The sequence below is a fragment of the Pseudomonas sp. I3-I5 genome (assembly GCF_022699445.1).
Lineage (GTDB): Bacteria > Pseudomonadota > Gammaproteobacteria > Pseudomonadales > Pseudomonadaceae > Aquipseudomonas > Aquipseudomonas fulva.
The window spans coordinates 3402017-3423143 of sequence record NZ_CP093940.1 but is presented as its reverse complement, the minus strand read 5'-3'; the positions used below and the strand labels follow the sequence as shown (position 1 = coordinate 3423143).

Here is a 21127-nt window from a genome sequence, read left to right as displayed (position 1 = left end):
CGATATCTGTGCAATCCCCACGACCTTCCTTCACCCGTGCCCTCGCGGCTTCACCCAGGACCAAGGACGATGAGTCATTCCTCGCAATTCACCTTGCTCGGCAAGCGGCGCTTCCTGCCTTTTTTCATTACTCAGTCGCTCGGTGCGTTCAACGACAACCTGTTCAAGCAGTCGCTGATCCTGGCCATCCTGTTCAAGCTGAGCCTTGGGGACGGTGACCGATCCATCTGGGTCAATCTGTGTGCCTTGCTGTTCATCCTGCCGTTCTTTCTTTTTTCGGCGCTGGGTGGACAGTTCGGGGAGAAATTTCCCAAGGACGCGCTCATTCGTGTGATCAAGCTGGCGGAGATCGGCATCATGTCGATCGGCGCGCTGGGGTTTGCGACCAATCACCTGGCCCTCATGCTGGTGGCCTTGTTCGGCATGGGTACCCATTCGGCGCTGTTCGGGCCGGTGAAGTACTCGATCCTGCCCCAAGCGCTGCGTGAGCAAGAGCTGGTAGGCGGCAATGGGCTGGTGGAGACGGGCACCTTCCTGGCTATCCTCGCCGGCACCATCGGCGCCGGGGTGATGATGTCGACCGAACGCTATGCCGCGGTGGTAGCCGGTGGCGTAGTGGGCACTGCCGTACTGGGCTACCTGGCCAGCCGCTGGATTCCCCGTGCCGCCGCTGCCTCACCCCACATGAAGCTGGACTGGAACATCTTCAGGCAGTCGTGGACTATCCTGCGCATGGGCCTTGCCCAGCCGCCTGCGGTATCGCGCTCGATCGTCGGCAACTCCTGGTTCTGGTTCGTCGGCGCCATCTACCTGACCCAGATCCCGGCCTATGCCAAGGACTGGCTGCACGGCGATGGCACCGTGGTCACCCTGGTGCTGACGCTGTTCTCGGTGGGCATCGCCCTGGGTTCCTTGTTGTGTGAGCGACTGAGCGGGCGCAAGGTGGAGATCGGGCTGGTGCCGTTCGGCTCCTTTGGCCTGACCGTGTTCGGCCTGCTATGGTGGTGGCATTCCGGGGATGTGCCCAGCGCTGCCAGCGCCCATGACTGGCTCGACCTGCTGGGCCTGAGCCAGGCGTGGTGGATTCTGCTGTCCATCGTCGGGCTCGGGGTGTTTGGCGGTTTCTATATCGTGCCGCTGTACGCATTGATTCAGGCACGCACCGCCGTAGACGAGCGCGCGCGGGTGATCGCTGCCAACAACATCCTCAATGCATTGTTCATGGTGGTATCGGCCCTGTTGACCATGGTGCTGCTGGGCGTGGCTGGGCTGGACATCCCGCAGCTGTTTTTGGTCGTCTCGCTGCTGAACATCGCCGTCAACGCCTACATTTTCAGCATCGTGCCTGAATTCACCATGCGGTTTCTCATCTGGCTGCTCAGTCACTCGATGTACCGCGTCAAGCACCAGGGGCTGCAGCACATTCCCGACGAAGGCGCGGCATTGCTGGTGTGCAACCACGTGTCGTTCGTCGATGCCTTGTTGCTCGCTGGCGCGATACGCCGTCCCATTCGTTTCGTCATGTACTACAAGATCTACAACCTGCCCGTGCTCAACTTCGTGTTTCGCACCGCAGGCGCCATTCCGATTGCCGGACGCAGCGAGGACCTGGCGACGTACGAACGCGCCTTCACCCGCATTGCCCGTTACCTGGCTGACGGCGAGCTTGTGTGCATCTTTCCCGAGGGCAAGCTGACAGGGGATGGTGAGGTCGACGTGTTCAAGGGCGGCTTGAGCCATATCCTTGAACAGACGCCGGTGCCGGTGATTCCCCTGGCGCTGCAAGGGCTGTGGGGCAGTTTCTTCAGTCGCGACCCGGCCAAAGGGTTTTTCAGAAGAATGTGGTCCCGGGTGACCGTCGTGGCAGGCAGCGCCATCCCTGCACAGGAGGCGCTACCAGAGCGGCTGCGCGAGCAGGTCATTGGCCTGCGCGCAGGCATTCGCTGAGCAAACCTGGCCAGCTGACCGGTATCAGCTGGCGCTGACCTTGAGGCCGATCAGGCCGCATACGATCAGTGCCACGCTGACCAGTCGAACCAACGCCATGGACTCACCGAACAGGATGATGCCGGCGATCACGGTGCCCACCGCGCCGACGCCGGTCCAGATGGCATAGGCCGTCCCCAGCGGCAGCTCTTTCATCGCCAGGCCCAGCAGGCCGAGACTGACGGCCATGGCGGCAACCGTCAGCGCGGTGGGCAGAGGCTTGCTGAAACCGTCGGTATACTTGAGGCCAACGGCCCAGCCGACTTCGAACAGGCCGGCGAAGAACAGGATGATCCAGGACATGATGCGTCTCCATCGTTGCAAGTGATGGGGCCGTCCCCTGGATGATCACGCTGGGCGTCGTGAGGTCGTCCTCACCGTGAGCCCATGGTGCACATCTACGGTCTGCCGGGCAAGCCTGCGGGCCAATCGCCTGTCAGCGTCTGACACGTTTTGCGCCCTCGACGTCGGAGGAGGTGTCCTCCAGCCGCCGGAACCAGGTGGAAAGCAGCGCCCCGGAAATATTGTGCCACACGCTGAACAGCGCACTGGGCACGGCCGCCAGGGGCGAGAAGTGCGCAGCGGCAAGGGCTGCTCCTAGCCCGGAGTTCTGCATGCCGACCTCCAGCGCCAGCGACTTGCGCTGGGCCAAGGGCAGTTTGCACAGCTTGCCGGTGATGTACCCCAGCAAATAACCGAAGCTGTTGTGCAACATGACCACCGCCATGATCAACAGCCCCGACTCGGCGATTTTCGCCTGGCTGGCGGCCACCACGGCGCATACGATCAGTACGATGCTCACCACCGATACCAGTGGCAAAACCTGAACTGCGGTCTGCACGCGCTCACCCAGCAGGCGTTGGGCCAGCACGCCGAGTACGATCGGGAGCATGACCAGCTGCAGGATCGACCAGAACATATCCATGAAGGACACCGGAAGCCAGGCCGACGCCAGGACCCAGATCAGCGCAGGGGTCAGCAGTGGCGCCAGCAGCGTGGTGACGCCTGCGATGGCCACGGCCAGCGCGAGGTCGCCGCGCGACAGCCACACCATCACGTTCGAGGCCGTACCGCTCGGGCAGCAGCCGACCAGGATCACGCCCACGGCGATCTGCGGCGGTAGCTCGAAGAGCTGGCACAGCAGCCAGGCCATGCCCGGCATGATCACGAAATGCGCGACCACCCCCAGCATGACCCGCCAGGGTTGGCGGGCCAGGGCAGCGAAGTCGTCGAGCTTGAGGGTAAGGCCCATTCCGAACATCACCAGCCCCAGCAAGGGCACGATGGCCACCTTCAACCCAATGAACCATTGCGGTTGCAGGAAGGCCAGCACGGCGAACACCAATACCCACAAGGCAAAGGTGTTGCCGACGAATCGACTCAAGGCGGCGAGGGCGCGCATGGGGTTATCTCCAGTTCGACTGCATGCCCGGGCATTGTCGCTGCAGGCAGGGGGTCAAGTGCGGCAACGGTGCCGCACTCAAGTGTCGTGGGTACTGCCAACCCGCAGCGGGCTCACACCCCTTGCGGGATTTCTTCGCCGCCCAAAGCTTCGAAGAGCACGGGCAGGAACTCTGCAAATGTCATCATCATCAGCTGGAAGCTGGCGTCGAACTGCTGCGCGGCCTCGTCACCGCCATCCTGCTCGGCCTGCTCCTGCAGCAGTTCCTCGAATTTCAGGCGCTTGATGACCATCTTGTCGTCCAGCACGAACGACAGTTTGTCCTGCCAGGCCAGGGCGAGTTGGGTCACGACCTTGCCGGTACTCAGGTGCAGCTGGATTTCCTCGCCAGTCAGGTCCTGGCGCTTGCAGCGCACAATGCCGCCATCTTCGGCCGTGTCGCGCAGCTCGCATTCGTCCAGCACATAGAAGCCTTCGGCGGCATTCTGGGATTTGACCCAGTCGGTCATGGTGGCCACCGGGGCGATCTTGACGGTGGCCGGCCGCACGGGCAGCGAGCCCATCACTTCGCGCAGCGTGGACAGCAGGTCTTCGGCGCGTTTGGCGCTGGCCGAGTTGACCAGAATCACCCCCAGGCGCGGGGCGATGGCAGCGAAGATCATCGAGCGGCGAATGAAGGCGCGAGGCAGGAAGGCCTGAATGATCTCGTCCTTGATCTGGTCACGCTCCTTCTTGTAGACCTTGCGCATCTGTTCGGTCTCGATCTCTTCGACCTTTTCCTTGACCGCGTCATTGACCACGCTGCTGGGCAGAATACGTTCTTCCTTGCGTGCAGCGATCAGCAGGTAATCGCCACTGACGTGCACCAGCGGGGCATCTTCGCCCTTGCCGAACGGGGCGACGAAACCGTAGGTGGTCAGCTCCTGGCTGGCGCACGGACGGGCTGGCTTGCTGGCCAGGGCAGCCTCCAGGGCTTCAGGCTCGAAGGGCACGTCCTGGGTCAGGCGGTAGGTCAGCAGGTTCTTGAACCACATCGGGGAAGTCTCTCATTAATGCATAAGGCGGGCATTATTCTCCTACCAGCCCCGGAAGGCCAACCCTGTCAGAGGGCCAGCAGTGCACAAACCGGACGAAATCGGGCCGTTACGCTAGGTCGTTGAAAGATCTGTACTTTTTTCGAAATAAAGTGAAAGAAAGTGCTTGCCAGGGGGCAGGGCCGTCCGTAGAATGCGCCCCACACCGAGACGAAGGGTGATTAGCTCAGCCGGGAGAGCATCTGCCTTACAAGCAGAGGGTCGGCGGTTCGATCCCGTCATCACCCACCACTCGATGTATAGCGCAGCGGTAGTTCAGTCGGTTAGAATACCGGCCTGTCACGCCGGGGGTCGCGGGTTCGAGTCCCGTCCGCTGCGCCATATTCAGCTTCAAGGGCCCACTGAACACCCTGAAGCAACGAGAAAGCGACCTTAGGGTCGCTTTTTTTATGCCTTGAATTTCATGCGAACGTGCAGGGTATAAAAAAAAGCCATAAGTGCTTGCCAGCATTGAAAGTTGTCCGTAGAATGCGCGCCACACCGAGAGACATGGGTGATTAGCTCAGCCGGGAGAGCATCTGCCTTACAAGCAGAGGGTCGGCGGTTCGATCCCGTCATCACCCACCACTCGATGTATAGCGCAGCGGTAGTTCAGTCGGTTAGAATACCGGCCTGTCACGCCGGGGGTCGCGGGTTCGAGTCCCGTCCGCTGCGCCATATTCAGCTTCAAGGGCCCACTGAACACCCTGAAGCAATAAGAAAGCGACCCTAGGGTCGCTTTTTTTATGCCTGCATTTCAGTTTTATAGTCGCCTTTCAGGCCCGGGCCGCCTGGCCATTGAGGCCTGGGCGCTCCTCGGCCCGCAGGGTCAGTACCTCGAACCCTTCGTCCGTCACGGCCACCGTGTGCTCCCATTGCGCTGACAGGCTGCCGTCACGTGTCACCACGCTCCAGCCATCCTTGAGCGTGCGGGTGCCGCGCCCGCCCTGGTTGATCATGGGCTCGATGGTGAACACCATGCCTGGCTTGAGCTTCATGCCCATGCCGCGCTGACCGACATGCAGCACCTCTGGCGCTTCATGCATCTGCTGGCCAATGCCATGCCCACAATACTCTCGGACCACGCTGTAGCCTGCGGCCTCGGCATGCGCCTGCACGGCATGGCCAATGTCACCCAGGGTGGCCCCAGGTCGTACTTGCTCGATGCCTTTCCACAGCGCCGCATAGGTGGTGTCGATCAGGCGCCGGGCTTCATCATCGATCTGCCCGATGGCGTACATTTTAGAAGAGTCAGCAATGTAACCGCCTTGTTCCAGCGTGATGTCGACGTTGACGATCGAACCTTCTTTGAGTACTTCATCGGCGTCAGGCATGCCATGGCACACCACATGATCGACCGAGGTATTGAGCGCATAGGGGAAGCCGTACTGGCCTTTGCTGGCCGGTCTTGCCCGAAGGGCCTGGACGATGAAGTCTTCTGCGTGGTCATTGATCTGCAGGGTGGTGATGCCTGGACGGATGAAACTGTCGAGTTCGGCGAACACCTGTGCCAGCAGTTGGCCTGCGCGGCGCATCAGGTCGAGCTCGGCGGAGGATTTGATGATGACCTTGGACATAAACGCGAATAATCACTCCAGCTAGAATGCCTCAAAGCATAGACCCACCGCATACCCACATGCCACCGTCGAGCACCGATGCGTCACTTGATCGTGGATGATTTCTTTGTCGGTACCTGCTGTTTTAAACATGACTTTAGCGCTGGCGCGGGGGATCTGTCAGGTCATGGCATGAAGCTGTTACCTGGTTGATGAATAACGATTCACTTGCTGAACTTACTTACTCAAACCCGCTCCTATGCCGGTAGCCATTGGTGAGGGCCGCCTGCTAAGCTCGCGGCCTCTACCCTGATTGCCCTTATGGCGCATGAACAAGGAATTAGCATGAAACAGCATCGTTTGGCGGCTGCGGTTGCCCTGGTAGGCCTGGTACTGGCTGGTTGTGATCAGCAGGCCAGCAGCCCCGAACTGAAGACGCCTGCGCAGAAAGCTTCCTACGGCATTGGCCTGAACATGGGCAAGAGCCTGGCGCAGGAAGGCATGGACGACCTCGATTCCAAGGCGGTAGCGCTGGGTATCGAGGACGCCGTTGGCAAGAAAGAGCAGCGCCTGAAGGACGAAGAACTGGTAGAAGCCTTCACTGCCTTGCAGAAGCGTTCCGAAGAACGCCTGGCCAAGGCCAGCGAAGAGGCGGCCACTGCGGGCAAGAAGTTCCTTGAAGAAAACGGCAAGAAGCAAGGCGTGGTGACCACCGCCTCGGGTCTGCAGTACGAAGTTGTCAAGAAGGCCGATGGCCCGCAGCCCAAGCCAACCGACGTGGTGACCGTTCACTATGAAGGCAAGTTGATCGACGGCAAGGTCTTCGACAGCTCCGTCGAGCGCGGCAGCCCGATCGACCTGCCGGTCAGCGGCGTGATCCCAGGTTGGGTCGAAGCGTTGCAATTGATGCACGTTGGCGAGAAGTACAAGTTGTTCATCCCTGCTGACCTGGCCTACGGCGCCCAGAGCCCGAGCCCGTTGATCCCAGCCAATTCGGTTCTGGTGTTTGACCTGGAACTGATCGCGATCAAGGACCCAGCGCAGCTGCAAGGTGGTGAGCCTGAGGCCGAAGCGCCTGCCGACGCACCGGCTGAAGCACCTGCCAAGTAAGGCGTGTTTCGATTGAAACGAGCGCGCTGTCATCACGGAGCGTTCGGTTCACTTGATACCATTGGGGCCGCTATGCGGCCCTAATAGTATCTGCGGCAAAGCTAAATCCTGGGGAGGCTGCGCGGCCGATCCGCAGCCCCGGCAAGGCCGTAACTGCGCGGGTACAGCGTACTCCGCCTACACGGGTATCTGATGACATTCAGAGCCGTGCTGAACCTGTGGCGGAGCTGCCTTACAGGACGTTCGCATTTGGGCATCCCGTTCGAACCTGCTCTGGCGCCCATGGTCCGAACAAGGACAGGCGCTGGGTGTAAGCTGCGTCTGAAATAACTGTCCTAGGGCGGGCCCGCGCAGTGCTCTGTAACCGCTGTGTAAAAAATGCCCGATCTTGTCCGGTGCCCTGTTTATGGGCCAGCGGGCTCGGAAACGTCCCCCTGTTCACAAGGTTATCCACAATAAATGTGGATAACCTTTTCCGTCTGGAGGCACTATGAAGGCACCTTGGAATTTCACGCGCTTCCTGCCCCTGGCAGAGCGCCTGCTCAGCCGTGGGCGCTTGCCGGCGCTGCTGTTCGCGGTGGCCCGCAAAGGGCCACGCTTGGGCAAACTGCGCGAAGACGTGAAGTTGATGCAGGCCCTGTGCCTGGCATGGTGGCGAGGCGAGTACCGGGCGATCAACCGCAAGGCCTTGATTACGATCGTTGCCGGTCTGCTTTATTTCGTAAGCCCCATCGACGCCATCCCGGACTGGTTGCTGGGCGTAGGTTTTCTGGATGACATCGCCGTGCTGGGGTGGGTGCTCAAGACCGTTTCCGATGAACTGGAGCGCTTCAAGGCCTGGCGGGACACCCAGTCGCCAGAACGGCTGCAGGTAGTTGAGCGTCTTCCAGCCACCCCCGAAGACCTGCGTCTGGAGCGTGAAATCCCTTGAGGCGTCAGTGACACGGTAGAACCCTGCCGGCGCTCGACTGCAAAGATCCTGAACTTGGTCATATAATTGGCACATGAAACACGCCAATGGATTACCTTCAGTAGTCCTCTCGAAGGGATTTTTGCAATGGATATTCAGGTCATCAGCCGCGACGGTCAACCCGAGTATGCCGTCGTACCGTGGGAAGACTACCAGGCGCTGCTCAAGGCAGCAGGGCAGGCCCCAGCGAATACCCCAGTACAGTCACCTGTCGAAGAAGCCGCCTCACATGCCGCTTTGCCCGCATTTAGCGAAGTAGGTGCCATACGCCGGGACAAAGGCATCGCCGCCGAGCACCTGGCCCGCAATGTGGGGGTGAGCCCGGCTTACCTGGCGATGATCGAGTCGGGCGAGCGGGAGCCCGATGCCGCCATTCGCCGTGCCCTGGCCTGGCACCTGGGTGTGCCTGGCTGGAGCGAGGCTTCATGAGTCAGGTCAGGATCAGCCGCCAGCACTGGGACAACCTGCTGGGCGAGCTGGATCTGGCCCGACGGCAACGTCATTTGCTGACCTACCGAGCGCTCATCGAGCGCCTGCAACTGCCAAGTCCTGCCATGCAGACACTGACCGCAGCGCTTGAGTACCTGGCAGTGCTGGATGCGCGTGCCGAACAACCCCTGCGCAGTTCATTGGTGATCAGCCAGGGTGCCAGCCGCTTGCCGCGCACAGGCTTCTTTGAGTGCGTCGAGCGGTTAGGGCGCTTCACAGGGCCTGTCGATGGCATGGAGGCCGCTTCCTGGCATGCCTCTGAAGTCGCACGCGTATTCGAATACACGTATCCCGATCCCGCCTGATCAGACCCAGCAACGCTGAGCCCTCCAACCCTTCTCCAGGCGCTCCTACCAATGACCCAAAAAGAAAGCCGGGCATCAATGAGCCCGGCTTTTTTTTACACATCAGGGGAAGGTGGCGAATGGATCGTCCCTCCCCAGGGTCTGCCGCTTACTTCTTAGCCACCTTGGTGCTGGCGCTGAGGTAATCGATCAGGATGCGCCCGGTTTCCGACAGGTAGGCGTCGTCTTCCGGCTTGGTGTCTTCATCCTCGGCCGGCAATGCATCCTCATCTTCTTTCTTCAGCTCCTTGAGCGGTTCCTCGCCCTTGGCCTTGCGACGGATGTTTTCCAGAGCCAGTTGCTTGGCCTCGACTTCATCGTGACGCGCCCGACGCTCTTGCTCATTGAGGCTGACGGTCTTTTCGGTCATCAGTTTCTGGGTCAATGCCAGGCGGTCGCGGATGTAGATGAACTCGGCATCCTTGTCGCTGCGTGCCTGGTGCTGAGCCTTGAGCTGGGCCAGGTAAGGCTTGAAGGGGTCTACCGCAGGCTTGACGACAGGACGGATGGTGTCCCATGGCATCGCTTCGGGCAGGGCGCTTTCGCCGATTTCCTTGGTGTCGATGATCGACGGGTAGTCGATGTCCGGCAATACGCCCTGGTGCTGGGTGCTCTGCCCGGAAACCCGGTAGAACTTGGCCAGGGTCAGCTTGAGCTCGCCATGGTTAAGTGGCTGAATGGTCTGCACGGTGCCCTTGCCGAAGGTCTGGCCACCAATGATCAACGCGCGATGATAATCCTGCATGGCGCCAGCGAAAATCTCCGATGCCGAGGCGGACAGGCGGTTGACTAGCAAGGCCAGCGGCCCCTTGTAGAAGGCACCTGGGTTTTCATCTTCAAGCACATCCACACGGCCATCGCTATTGCGCACCAGCACAGTAGGGCCTTTTTCGATGAACAGGCTGGTCAGCTCGGTCGCTTCCTGCAGCGAACCACCGCCATTGTTGCGCAAGTCGATGACCACGCCGTCGACTTTCTCTTTCTGCAGCTCGGTCAGCAGCTTCTTCACGTCACGCGTGGTGCTCTTGTACTCCGGATCACCTGCGCGGTAGGCCTTGAAGTCCAGGTAGAACGCCGGGATCTCGATAATGCCGAGTTTGTAGTCACGCCCGTCCTGCTTGAGTTTGAGCACGGACTTCTTGGCCGCCTGCTCTTCGAGCTTGACCGCTTCACGCGTGATCGACACGATCTTGCTGGTCTGATCGCTGGGGGCGTTACTCGCCGGGATGATTTCCAGGCGTACCACCGAGCCCTTGGGGCCGCGAATCAGCTTGACCACTTCGTCCAGGCGCCAGCCGACGACGTCGACCATTTCCTTGTTCCCCTGAGCAACGCCTATGATCTTGTCGGCCGGCGCGACCTGCTTGGTCTTGGCCGCAGGCCCCGCCGGTACCAGGCGCACGATCTTGACCTGATCGTTGTCGCTTTGCAGCACCGCGCCAATCCCTTCGAGCGACAGGCTCATGTTGATGTCGAAGTTTTCGGCGTTGTCCGGCGACAGGTAGTTGGTGTGCGGGTCGTAGGACTGGGCAAACGTATTGATGTACGCCTGGAAAATGTCTTCGGCGCGGGTCTGATCCAGGCGTGCCAGCTGGTTCTTGTAGCGCTTGATCAGGGTTTCCTGAATCTGCTTGGGCTCTTTGCCAGCAATCTTCTGGCGCAGCACCTCGTCCTTGACGCGTTTACGCCACAGGTCGTCCAGGGCAGCCTGGTCCTTGAGCCAAGGCGCGTCCTTGCGGTCGATCAGCAAGGTCTCGTTGACCGTGAAGTCGATCTTGTCCACGCCCTTGTTGAGCTCGGCCAAGGCGAAGTCCAGGCGCTGCTTGACCCGGTCCAGGTAGCGCTTGTAGATGGTGAAGCCAGGGTCGAGGTTGCCGCTTTTGAGGAAGTCGTCGAACTGCGTCTTCCACTTGTCGAATTCGGCGATGTCGGCGGCGGTGAAATAGCTGCGCGCCGGGTCCAACAGCTTGATGTAGCTGTCGTAGATGATGACCGAACGGGCGTCATCCAAGGGCGGCTTGCTGTAGTGATGGCGTTTGAGCAGCTCCACCACGTTGAGGCTGGCGACGATTTCGTCGCGGTCCGGTTGCAGGCTGTCCCATTTGTTGGCGGCCGCCGCATTGCCGCCGAGCGTAAGGCTGCCAAGGCCGATCATCAGTGCCAGGGCGGTGCTGGGTAGGAAATGCTTCATGCTGATTCGACGTGGGGGCAATTGATCACGCATAGTAGGCCGTCTTTTCCGTTCGCCGGTTCCATAAAAACCGGGCGCATACTGCAAAAAGCCTGGGCACGGGTGGCCCAGGCTCGGTCATATGATTCAACTATGGAGGCACTGTGAAGGCATTGCAAGGCGTTGACGGACATGTCACCTGGGTCGAAGCCGAACGTCCGGCGTGTGACGCAGGACAAGTACGCATCCGGGTCGCGGCTGCGGGGTTGAACCGTGCCGATTTGCTGCAGATGAAAGGGCTCTATCCGCCGCCGCCCGGCGCCAGCCCCTACATGGGCCTGGAATGTGCCGGCGTGATCGCAGAAGTGGGGGCCGGGGCAGCCTGGCGGGTGGGCGACAGGGTGTGCGCACTGCTGGCCAGCGGTGCCATGGCCGAGGAAGTGATCGTCGATGCGCGGCACGTGCTGCCTGTGCCCGAAGGGCTTAGCCTGCATGAAGCGGCAGCCCTGCCGGAGGTCTACGCGACGGCGTGGCTGAACATCTTCCAGCTGGGCGGCGTCAAAGCCGGCGAGAAGGTGCTGGTGCACGCCGGTGCCAGCGGCGTGGGGTCGGCTGCCATTCAACTGTGCAAGGCGTTCGGCAACAGCGTCTGGGTCAGCGTCGGCTCGGCCGAGCGACTGGCGTATTGCCAAGCCCTGGGTGCGTCAGGTGGCGTGGTGCGCAACCAGAACCTCGATGACCTGGAAGCCATCGGCCCATTCGATGTGATTCTCGACCCGGTCGGCGCCAGCTATGGCGAGCTGAACCTCAGGCTGCTGGCCCGCGACGGGCGCTGGGTGATCATCGGCGTGATGGGTGGACGCACGTTCGAACTGGACTTGGCCCAGGTCATGGGCAAGCGGGCGCAGATCACGGGCTCGACCTTGCGCAACCGTGACGATGCATTCAAGGCCGAACTGTTGAGTGACTTGCACCAGCAAGTCTGGCCGCTGTTCACCGAGGGGCGGTTGTCACCGCAGTTGGTCGATACCTACCCGGTGGAGTTCGCCCAGGCAGCCTACGCCGAACTCGAGACCAACCAGGTGTCCGGCAAGCTGGTCATGATCATCGACCCGAGCCTGGCCTAGTGTCGGGCCCGCTTGCCTGCTCGGGTACTGGCCTCATGGCGCCCTCATAGTCCCTGCGGGCCTGCGTGAACGCAGGCCCACGGGGGCAGGGCAAGCCTTGGCACTGAACAGCGAACGCGGGTTCAGTGCCAGCTCAAGATCGGCCAACCGTGGGCTTGCGCATGCTCGCGCAACACCGGGTCCGGGTTCACGGCACAAGGGTTATCCACCTTCAGCAACAAGGGCAGGTCATTGCGCGAGTCGGAATAGAAGCTCGCGCCCTCCAGGTTTTCCTGCTCCTGGTCCAGCCAGGCCATCAAGCGGGTGATCTTGCCTTCCTGGTAGGTGAGTACGCCATGGGTAGCTCCGGTATAGACGCCATTGCGGGCCTCCAAGTCGATTGCCAGGTATTCGTCCACGCCCAGGCGTGCAGCAATCGGTCCAACCAGGTGTACCCCTGACGCAGAAATGATCAGCACCCGGTCCCCGCACTTGCGATGTTCGGCGATGCAGCGGCAGGCATCGCCGAAAATGATCGGTTCGATGACATCTTCCACCCACGGCTCGACCAAGTGTGCGACCTCTTCCAGGGTCCGCCCGGCAATCGGCTCCAGGCTGAACGCCATGTAGTCTTCCATCGCCAGCTCGCCTTTGCCGTAGGCCTCCATCAGCGCGCGGTCACGGCGCAAGAACGCGTCACCATCCACCCACCCCAGCCGGGCCATGTGTTCGCTCCACAGTGACGCGCAGTCGCCGTGAATCAGGGTTTCGTCCAGATCGAAAATGGCTAGCGCCATACATGCATCTCCTTAAGCCACTTCCCGTAGCGCACTGGGGTCTATCGACACGCTGACCCGCTGACCGTCGGCATGCAGGTCGGCGGGTGAGCGGTTGAGCACATCCACCACCAGCTCTACCTCGCGTACCTGCACCCGATAACGTATCACGTTGCCCAGCAGGCTGTGACTGCGCACCTGGGCGTCGAGTTCGCCGTGCAGACCCAGTGTGATGGATTCTGGGCGTATGGCCAGGCGCCCGGTGACAGGCCGCTGCAGCAGGCGGCTGGCACTGTCGGCGTCCAGCAGGTTGTAATTGCCGATGAAACCGGCGGCAAACAGGTCCACCGGGGCCGTGTAGAGAGTCTCTGCATCACCGCTTTGCACGATACGGCCCTGATTCATCAGGAAGATGCGGTCTGACAGCGTCAAGGCCTCTTCCTGGTCATGGGTAACGAAGATCGTGGTCAAACCCAGTTCCCTCTGGATGGCGCGGATCTGTTCACGCAGGTGTTTGCGAATACGCGCATCGAGCGCCGAAAGCGGCTCGTCCAGCAACAGCAGTCGGGGGCGGGTGACCAGGGAGCGGGCCAGGGCGACGCGCTGGCATTGCCCGCCAGACAACTGGTGAGGGTAACGTGCGGCGAAGTCATTCAATTCCACCAGCTGCAATGCCTCGCGCACCCGTGCCTGGCTTTCATCACCCCTGACCTTCTGCATGCGCAGCCCGAAGGCGACATTCTGCTCCACCGTCATGTTGGGAAATAGCGCGTAGCTCTGGAAGACCATGCCGATACCGCGCTTCTGCGGGCTCTGCGGCACGATGTCGATGCCGTCGAGCAGGATCTGCCCGCTGTCAACGGGCGTGAGCCCGGCGATGCAGCGCAGCAGCGTGGACTTGCCGCACCCTGAGGGGCCGAGCAGGGTGATGAACTCGCCCCGTTCGATCTGGCAATCGATCTGGCTGAATACCGGGCTACCGGCGTAGCTTTTTTGCAGGTTGCGTACGCTGACGTAGCTCATGTCAGGTCTTGTCCTTGTTCAAGCGGTTGGCGACCCACGTCAGGATCAGCACGAAGGCGAAATAGGAGATCACCAGCGCACTGTTGAAGTGGCCGCTGCTGTTGCGCATGTTGTTGAGGTACACCTGCAGGGTCTCGTAGCGCGTGCCCACCAGCAGGTTGGCGAACACGAATTCCCCGAACAGGAACGAGAACGACAGCAGCAGGGCCACCATCAGGCCCTTGCGCAGGTTGGGGAGTACCACCAGCAAAGCCGCCTGCCAGGTGCTGGCGCCCAGCAACTGCGCCGCGTCCATCAGGTCGCGCAGATTGATGGCCTGCAGGTTGTTGGTGATGGCCCGGTACATGAAGGGCAGGGCGATGGTGAAGTAGCAGCCGATCAGAATCCACGGTGTCCCCACCATGGCCATCGGCCCACTGCCATACAGTTGCAGCAACCCCACCGACGACACCACAGGTGGTACGGCAAACGGCAGCAGAATCAGGACATTCATCAACGCGTCGAGCCGGGGGAAGTGATAGTGCACCACGAACAGCAGTGGCAGGATCAGCACGACCGACAGCAGCAGCGCGCCGACGCACACCAGCAGCGACTGGCCGAATGCCGCCAGAAAGCGCGGCTCGCTCCACAACGCCACGTACCACTTCAGGGTCAGGCCGCTGGGAAGCAGGGTGGCCGACCAACTGGTGGCCAGGGAGTAGAGCAGGGTACCGGCCAGTGGCATCAGCAGAATCAGAAACAGCAGGTAGACCACGGCGCGGTGGTACCAGCCGCCTCCTTTGGGGTCAGCGCGCATGGTAGCTCCTTTTCAACAACCATTGATGCACCACGGTAACCACCGTCATCAGCCCTACCAGCACCATTGCCAGGGCACTGGCAAGGTTCGGATCGAGGCTGATGTCGCCGGCCACCAGGCCCGCGATGCGTATGGGCAGTACGTTGAAGTTACCGGTGGTCAGGGCATAGACCGTGGCGTAGGCGCCCAGTGCGTTGGCCAGCAGGATGACGAAGGTGCCCAGCAGCGCCGGGGCCAGCACCGGCAGCCCGATGTGCCGCCAGAACTGCCAGTGATTGGCGCCCAGCAGCGCAGCCGACTCGCGCCAGTCTTCGCGCAGCGCGTCGAAGGCCGGGTACAGCAGCAGGACACCCAAGGGGATCTGGAAATAGGTGTACACCAGGATCAGCCCGCTCTTGGAGTAGATGCTGAAGTCTTCCAGCAGGCCCATCTGCTTGAGCAACAAGGTCAATGCGCCGTTGAAGCCGAGCAGGATGATGAACGCGAACGCCAGCGGCACGCCGGCAAAATTGCTGGTCATGTTGGCAAAGGCACTGACGAAGTCGCGTAGCCGCGAGTCCACCTGACGCAGCGAATAGGCGCCCAGGGTCGCGATGATGATGCCGAACAGGCTGGACCAGAAGCTGATCTCCAGGCTGCGTTGCAGGGCTTGCAGGTAGAACTTGGAGGCGAACACCTTGCTGAAGTTGTCCATGCCCCAACCCGCCTCCGACTGCAGGCTGCTCAGCGCCACCCAGGCCAGCGGGGCGATCTGGAAGATCACGAAAACGGCAGCGAAGGGCACCAGGCACAGCAACGCCAGGTAACGGCCACGAGGCGATTGGCTCATTTGAGCAACTCCCGGCAGACCGATTTGTCGTGAGCGGCGCCAAGCAACTCACAGATGGTCCCGCACAGGTCGGTCTGCAGTGGCTTGGCCGATGGGTCGAGGCTGAAGGCTGCGCCGAACACGAACAGGGGTACTTCGCGCTCTTCGGCCAGCAGCCCGTTGTGCGAGCGATCGTTGTTCATGCCATGGTCGGCGGTCACCAGCACTTGATAGCCCTCGTCGAGCCACCTGGGCAGGTAATCGGCCAGCAGGATGTCCGCGCTGCGGGCAGCATTGCGGTATTGGCTGCTGTCCAGCCCATGGTGGTGGCCCACATCGTCGATGCTCATCGGGTGCACCAGCAGGAAGTTGGGCGCATGGCGCCGGCGCAGGTATTCGCCGTCCGCCAGCAGGTGTGAATCGGGGTAGCGATCGTCCCAGTAGAACAACCCGTGCTGGATGGGCAACTTGGGGGCATGGGTATGCCGGTCACGCTGGGGGTCGAACGGGGAGCGGTTGTAGAGCTCGCTCATCCAGTGATAGGCCGCCGCTGCCGTGCCCAGGTTGGCCTCGCGGGCGTAGTGGAACACGCTGCGCTGGTTGGAAAGCCGGTTGACGTTGTTGTGCACGATGCCGCTGTCGATAGGGGGCACACCCGTGAGAATGCACTCGTACAGCGGACGGGACAGCGACGGCAACTCGCACTCCATGCGGTAAAGCGCGGCGCGGTCGGCCTCGACATAGGCGTGCAAGTGGCCCATGGCGTGGTGGGCAACCTGATAGTTCAGCCCGTCCAACAGCACCAGGATGACGTTGTGGCTCATTGATGACTCCGCAAAAAACCATCGGGGAAGGGGGCGCTCGCATTGCGCGGCGCCGCGCCGGGGAGTTACTGCTGGCGCGACGCCGGCTCGCTGGGGCTGCCATACAGGCGGGACGGCCAGCGTGGCAGCTGGCAGGCCCGTCTGCATGCCTCATTCCATCTCGATGATCACCTGCTCCTGCCACATCTGCGGCAGCTTCTTGGAGGTCGCTTCCCACACCTCGGCGTTCTTGATCGGCTGCGCAGGCGCATATTGCTCGTTGGGCAGCAATTTGGCCTGCACATCTTCCGGCAACTTCAGGTGCTCGGCGCGGATCGGGCGTGCATGCCCCTTGGCCAAGTTGATCTGCCCGGCATCGCTGAAGATGTATTCACGCGTCAGCTTCGCGGCATTGGGGTGTTTTGCGTACTTGTTGATGATGGTGGTGTAGCCCGAGGTGATCGAGCCGTCCGATGGGATCAGCACTTCGAAGCGCTTGGGGTCGATCTGATCGCGGTAGCTCAAGCCATTGAAGTCCCAGACCACGCCCACTTCCACCTCGCCCTTTTCCAGGGTCTGGATGGTCGGGTTAGCCAGAGAAAGGCGCTTTTGCTGGGCCAGCTTGGTGAACAGTTGCAGGCCTGGGGCCACGTTGCTCTCATCGCCCTTGTAGGCGATGGCGGCGGCCAGCACACCATTGGCGGCCTGGGCGGCGGTGCCGACATCACCGATGGCCACCTTGTACGTGCCGCGCTCCAGGTCGTGCCAGGTCTTGGGCCGCTCTGACTCCTTGATCAGGTCCTTGTTGATGATGAACGCGATGGTGCCGGTGTAGGCCAGCGCCCAATGGCCGTCCTTGTCCTTGGCCCACTCTGGCACCTGGTCCCAGGTGCTTGGCTTGTACGGCTGGCTTACGCCCTTGGCGATGGCGATGGGTCCGAACGCTGCGCCCACATCGCCGATGTCGGCACTGGCGTTGTCTTTCTCCGCCTCGAACTTGGCGATTTCCTGCGCCGAACTCATGTCGGTGTCGCTGTGCTTGAGCCCGTACTTGCTGGCCAGGTCCTGCCAGGTGTCCTTCCAGTTGGCCCAGGCGTCGGGCATGCCCACGCTGTTGACCATGCCTTCCTTGCGGGCGGCATCCTCCAGTGCCTTGAGGTCATCTGCGGCCATGGCCGACGTGCAGAACGCGATTGCCGAACCGAGCAGTGACGCCATGAACAACTTTTTCATCCGTAGCTCCTTGGGTGGGTGCATCGACCGAACGCTGTTGTGTATGAAGCCGTTGTCTGCAGCCTTGGTCTAGGTCAGCAAACCTTGAGCCAAGGTAGGCCGGTAGCGTGACAATTTGATGTAGCCCCAGGTCCAGCTGCCTGATCGCGGCCTCTGGCAATACAGCGTAGACCACCTGCGAGCCGGGCTTCACAAGGCCTGGCCCGTTTCTGGCAGCACCAGCCGGGCAGTCTTGTCACGGGATGTTCATCAGCCCTGCCTAGGCTTGTATCCAGTGCCCCGTGCCCTGTAGTGGGGCTGGCCTAGTCCAGATAGGTAACCTTTGATGCAGCCGATGCCACCGCGCGCGGTAACAGCCATCTGTAACGCCCTTGAGGAGCAGATCGAACACGGCCTTTTGGCGCCTGGCGGCAAGCTGCCTGCCGAACGCCGGCTCAGCGAACTCTTCGCCACCACGCGCATCACCCTGCGCGAAGCGTTGGTGCAGTTGGAGGCAAGGGGGTTGATCTATCGCGAGGAGCGGCGGGGCTGGTTCGTCGCCCCCGAACGCTTGAGCTATGACCTCATCGCGCGCAGCCACTTTCATGCAATGGTGCGTGAGCAGGGGCGGGGCGCCAGTACCGAGTTGCTGTCGGCTCGGCTGCAGCCGGCGTCGGCGGCCATTTGCGCGCGGTTGCAACTGCCGGCGTTGTCCAGTGTGGTGCGCATCTGCAGGCTCAGGCGCATCGACGGCAGGGCGGTGCTGTACGCCGAGCACTACCTCAACCCGCGTTACTTTCCGGCCATCCTCGAGCACGACCTGGCCCAGTCATTGACCGAAATCTACGCGCGCCAGTACGGTCTGCACTACGGGCAGGTGTGCTTCGAGATCCTGCCCACCGCATTGCCCGTGCAGGCGGCCGGTGCGTTGAAGGTGTCAGCAGGCAGCCCTGGGCTGCAAATCACCCGGGTCAACAGCGACCAGCAGGGGCAACTGATCGACTGCGACCTTGAATACTGGCGCCATGACGCCATCTGCATCAGGGCACAGGCAGGCTAGCCGGGCGGCCTCTTGAGGGCGCCAGCGAGGACGCGATCCATGGCCAACCGGCTTCAACCGGACGGCTCGGTTTGTGTCATGGCGCCTGCGCCGGCCGTTACCACCTGCACCGACAACCTGGGCGTTGCCAAGTCCAGCCCGGCTTCGTCGAGCTGGCGCTTGAGTGCCAGGTTGAAGGCCCGCGATACTTCCCACTGCTTGATCGGCGCCGTCTTGAAGCGTGCCCGCAACACCGCTGAACCCGACTCGAAGCTCTCCACCCCTTGCAGTTCCAGCGGCGACCAGATGTTGCGGCGCATCAGCGGATCGCTGCGCAGCTTCTGACCGACCTCGCGCACCAGTGTGATCGCCTGGTCGATGTTCATGTTGTAGGGGATCGCCACGCGGAAGATCGCATAGCCGAATTCGCGGGAGTAGTTCTTGATGCTCTTGATTTCGCTGAAAGGAATGGTGTGCACGATGCCATCGATGTCCCGCAGACGCACGGTGCGGATGGTCAGGCCTTCCACCGTACCCAGGTGGCCGCCGACATCCACGTAGTCGTCGATGGCCAGGGAGTCCTCGATGATGATGAACAGCCCGGTGATCAGGTCGGCCACCAGCGACTGGGCGCCGAAGCCGATCGCCAGGCCGATGACACCGGCACCGGCCAGCAGCGGCGTCACGTTCATGCCCATGTTGGCCAGGGCGACGATCACCGCGATGATGAAGATGAACACGAACATCACGTTGCGGATCAACGGCATCATGGTCTGCGCCCGGGCGTTGGCCATGCCGCGGCGCGAGCGGACCAGCGCATGGTGTACCGCCGTGTCCGCCAGGATCCACACCAGCCACGCGACAATCAGCGTCCCTGCCAGGCCCATCAGGCGCAGGCTGATGTCATGCCCATCGCCTTCGGCGAAGCTGATCATCGACAGCCCCCATACCCGAAGACCCAGTTCGATGAACACCAGCCAGATGAACAGGTGGACCAACAAGTAGCCAAAGTTGCGCAGCCGCTCGGCGTACACCGCATGGCGCTTGCCGGCGCGCTTGGGGTTGGCAGCGTGGCGGCGCACCAGGCCATTGAGCACCATGCACACCACCACCAGCACCGTGCACATCAGTGACTGGCGAAGCGCCGTGCTGGTATCACCGGCCGAAACGAAAGTGGCGAACAGCGAGATGGCCACCAGAATCAGCGCCGGAATGAACCAGAAACTGCCCAGGATCTCGATGGTGTCGCTCAGGGTTCGTCGCGTCAGGCGGCGCGACAGGGGTTGATTGCGAATCAGGTGGGCAATCGGCCGGCGAAAACGCAGGATGAACAGGCCGGTGCACACTGCGGCGACGACGTTGGCCAGGGTTGCCACCCCATGGGCCAGGTGTATGCCCAGCGCAGCGGTGAGGCGCGGGTCGCTCATGGCCTCGCCGAAGGCGGCAAAGCTGCCGATCAGCCACAAGGGCCGGAATGCACGGTGGCGCAGGATGTGCAATGCCCGGTGGCGGTGCGGGCCGTCCAGCAGGGAAAACGCGATCACGCAGATGGCCGAGAAGCAGGTGCCGACCACCAGGGCATACGCCAGCACCATGGCCAGCGATTTACCCAGCGACGGGGGCAGTACGAAGCTCAGGTACACCGTGAACACCAGCGCGACCAACCAGGGGCCCAGCTTGCGCAGGGCGAAGCGGACCAGGTCCCAGGTGCGAGGATGCTGGGGCAGTTCTTCGCTCAGGCCGAACCGCAGGCGGACCCGGTGGCCCACCCAGTTGAACGCGAACGCCAGTACGCTCCACACCGCGATTACCGCAGCAAAGCCGAACAGGATCGCGGGCCATTGATGAACGGGTACCATCAAGGCCGCCAGTTCTTCCTGGGCCTGGTCGATTTCCATGCCCCAGCGCTGGAACGGGTTGGCTTCCCCGGTGAACTGCTTTTCGAAATCGTGCAGGGCGCCACCGATCAAGCCGAGCACGCCTTGCTCAACGCTCGGTTGCGACTTTTGCGTAGCGTCGCGCAGCTTTTTCAGGTCGGCCAGGAGTTTGGCACGCTGCTGGTCGTTCTCCAGGCTCTTGATCACCTCGTCCAGGGATTTGCCCAGCGGCTCGGAAGCCTCGGGCTGGACGGGGGCACTGGAACCCAGAAGGCCGGGCAGGCCTGCTGCGTGTGCAGAACCTACGAACAGCAACAGCACAACAAACAGGTAACGCAGAAGGGCAGGCACGGGCAGATCTACCTCAGGTCAAACGATTGCCCGAGTGTAGAGGTTTATGACGGCAGTTTCTCCAGGATCTTCCAGCAGGTCAGGCCGAAGATGCCCAGGGTGCCCACCCACATCATCAGCACGCCAACATCGCGCTCGCGCAGGCCGAACCCGAGGGTCAGCAACAACAGCGATGCGCAGACGGGAATCAGCAGGGCCAGGAAGGGTGACATGGCGACAGTCCTTTGCAGTGAGAC

General features: G+C 61.8%; 20 protein-coding genes and 4 tRNA genes. 11 read left to right on the top strand and 13 right to left on the bottom strand.

The features are described 5' to 3' along the window. Window positions 1-69: 69 nt before the first annotated feature. On the top strand, window positions 70-1947 hold the full coding sequence (locus MOP87_RS15225; protein ID WP_027915774.1) for a 1-acyl-sn-glycerol-3-phosphate acyltransferase: 1878 nt from the start codon (window positions 70-72) through the stop codon (window positions 1945-1947). A 24-nt stretch (window positions 1948-1971) separates the two neighbouring features. Here MOP87_RS15225 and sugE read toward each other — a convergent pair whose 3' ends face one another. The 3 genes from sugE to rdgC form a co-directional block, all read right to left on the bottom strand. Next, window positions 1972-2289, bottom strand: a complete 318-nt coding sequence (gene sugE, locus MOP87_RS15220; protein ID WP_023533912.1) for a quaternary ammonium compound efflux SMR transporter SugE — start codon at window positions 2287-2289, stop codon at window positions 1972-1974. A 133-nt stretch (window positions 2290-2422) separates the two neighbouring features. Then, window positions 2423-3388, bottom strand: coding sequence for a bile acid:sodium symporter family protein (locus MOP87_RS15215; protein ID WP_242809764.1), 966 nt, complete (start codon window positions 3386-3388; stop codon window positions 2423-2425). A gap of 113 nt (window positions 3389-3501) precedes the next feature. Then, entirely contained in the window at window positions 3502-4422 is a 921-nt protein-coding gene (gene rdgC, locus MOP87_RS15210; protein WP_027915776.1) for a recombination-associated protein RdgC, read from the bottom strand. A 215-nt stretch (window positions 4423-4637) separates the two neighbouring features. Here rdgC and MOP87_RS15205 point away from each other — a divergent pair. The 4 genes from MOP87_RS15205 (at window position 4638) to MOP87_RS15190 (ending at window position 5139) form a co-directional block, all read left to right on the top strand. Then, window positions 4638-4713, top strand: a tRNA-Val gene (locus MOP87_RS15205). A 13-nt stretch (window positions 4714-4726) separates the two neighbouring features. After that, a tRNA-Asp gene (locus MOP87_RS15200) sits at window positions 4727-4803 on the top strand. A 170-nt stretch (window positions 4804-4973) separates the two neighbouring features. Beyond that, window positions 4974-5049, top strand: a tRNA-Val gene (locus MOP87_RS15195). Between the two features lie 13 nt (window positions 5050-5062). Next, window positions 5063-5139 (top strand) — tRNA-Asp (locus MOP87_RS15190). Between the two features lie 98 nt (window positions 5140-5237). Here the strand turns inward: MOP87_RS15190 and map are convergent. Further along, window positions 5238-6038: a type I methionyl aminopeptidase gene (map, locus tag MOP87_RS15185; protein ID WP_242809762.1), complete on the bottom strand. Its 801-nt coding sequence runs from the start codon at window positions 6036-6038 to the stop codon at window positions 5238-5240. A gap of 324 nt (window positions 6039-6362) precedes the next feature. Here map and MOP87_RS15180 point away from each other — a divergent pair, with 324 nt between their 5' ends. The 4 genes from MOP87_RS15180 (at window position 6363) to MOP87_RS15165 (ending at window position 8891) form a co-directional block, all read left to right on the top strand. Further along, a complete protein-coding gene (locus MOP87_RS15180; RefSeq protein WP_027915778.1) occupies window positions 6363-7127 on the top strand; it encodes an FKBP-type peptidyl-prolyl cis-trans isomerase in 765 nt (254 codons plus the stop codon). Between the two features lie 490 nt (window positions 7128-7617). Beyond that, a complete protein-coding gene (locus tag MOP87_RS15175) occupies window positions 7618-8058 on the top strand; it encodes a YkvA family protein (RefSeq protein ID WP_027915779.1) in 441 nt (146 codons plus the stop codon). A 126-nt stretch (window positions 8059-8184) separates the two neighbouring features. Then, complete coding sequence (locus MOP87_RS15170) at window positions 8185-8526, top strand: helix-turn-helix transcriptional regulator (RefSeq protein ID WP_027915780.1); 342 nt, start codon at window positions 8185-8187, stop codon at window positions 8524-8526. Continuing rightward, window positions 8523-8891 (top strand): hypothetical protein, encoded by a 369-nt coding sequence (locus tag MOP87_RS15165; RefSeq protein WP_027915781.1) that lies wholly within the window; start codon window positions 8523-8525, stop codon window positions 8889-8891. The genes MOP87_RS15170 and MOP87_RS15165 overlap by 4 nt, the downstream gene beginning before the upstream one ends. Window positions 8892-9039: 148 nt before the next feature. On the opposite strand, the gene MOP87_RS15160 is transcribed toward MOP87_RS15165, so the two are convergent. Beyond that, window positions 9040-11121: a carboxy terminal-processing peptidase gene (locus MOP87_RS15160; protein ID WP_168199520.1), complete on the bottom strand. Its 2082-nt coding sequence runs from the start codon at window positions 11119-11121 to the stop codon at window positions 9040-9042. Window positions 11122-11264: 143 nt separating this feature from the next. Here MOP87_RS15160 and MOP87_RS15155 point away from each other — a divergent pair, with 143 nt between their 5' ends. Then, complete coding sequence (locus MOP87_RS15155; protein WP_197874731.1) at window positions 11265-12227, top strand: NAD(P)H-quinone oxidoreductase; 963 nt, start codon at window positions 11265-11267, stop codon at window positions 12225-12227. Between the two features lie 122 nt (window positions 12228-12349). Here MOP87_RS15155 and MOP87_RS15150 read toward each other — a convergent pair whose 3' ends face one another. The 6 genes from MOP87_RS15150 to MOP87_RS15125 all read right to left on the bottom strand — a co-directional run bounded on the left by MOP87_RS15150 (window position 12350) and on the right by MOP87_RS15125 (window position 17645). Beyond that, window positions 12350-13003, bottom strand: a complete 654-nt coding sequence (locus tag MOP87_RS15150; protein ID WP_242809760.1) for an HAD family hydrolase — start codon at window positions 13001-13003, stop codon at window positions 12350-12352. A 12-nt stretch (window positions 13004-13015) separates the two neighbouring features. After that, entirely contained in the window at window positions 13016-14005 is a 990-nt protein-coding gene (locus tag MOP87_RS15145; RefSeq protein WP_027915785.1) for an ABC transporter ATP-binding protein, read from the bottom strand. Window position 14006: 1 nt separating this feature from the next. After that, window positions 14007-14801, bottom strand: a complete 795-nt coding sequence (locus MOP87_RS15140; protein ID WP_027915786.1) for an ABC transporter permease — start codon at window positions 14799-14801, stop codon at window positions 14007-14009. After that, entirely contained in the window at window positions 14791-15630 is an 840-nt protein-coding gene (locus MOP87_RS15135; protein WP_028686850.1) for an ABC transporter permease subunit, read from the bottom strand. Before MOP87_RS15135 ends, MOP87_RS15140 begins: the two co-directional genes overlap by 11 nt. After that, on the bottom strand, window positions 15627-16433 hold the full coding sequence (locus MOP87_RS15130) for an alkaline phosphatase family protein (RefSeq protein ID WP_027915788.1): 807 nt from the start codon (window positions 16431-16433) through the stop codon (window positions 15627-15629). The genes MOP87_RS15135 and MOP87_RS15130 overlap by 4 nt, the downstream gene beginning before the upstream one ends. 150 nt (window positions 16434-16583) lie before the next feature. Beyond that, on the bottom strand, window positions 16584-17645 hold the full coding sequence (locus MOP87_RS15125) for an extracellular solute-binding protein (RefSeq protein WP_242809758.1): 1062 nt from the start codon (window positions 17643-17645) through the stop codon (window positions 16584-16586). Window positions 17646-17970: 325 nt separating this feature from the next. On the opposite strand from MOP87_RS15125, the gene MOP87_RS15120 reads away from it, so the two are divergent. Continuing rightward, window positions 17971-18684: a UTRA domain-containing protein gene (locus tag MOP87_RS15120; RefSeq protein WP_197874733.1), complete on the top strand. Its 714-nt coding sequence runs from the start codon at window positions 17971-17973 to the stop codon at window positions 18682-18684. Window positions 18685-18737: 53 nt separating this feature from the next. Here the strand turns inward: MOP87_RS15120 and MOP87_RS15115 are convergent, their stop codons facing one another. Both MOP87_RS15115 and MOP87_RS15110 read right to left on the bottom strand, forming a co-directional pair. Next, complete coding sequence (locus MOP87_RS15115) at window positions 18738-20891, bottom strand: mechanosensitive ion channel family protein (protein WP_197874734.1); 2154 nt, start codon at window positions 20889-20891, stop codon at window positions 18738-18740. 44 nt (window positions 20892-20935) lie between these two features. Then, entirely contained in the window at window positions 20936-21103 is a 168-nt protein-coding gene (locus MOP87_RS15110) for a hypothetical protein (RefSeq protein ID WP_165919273.1), read from the bottom strand. Window positions 21104-21127 lie beyond the last annotated feature (24 nt).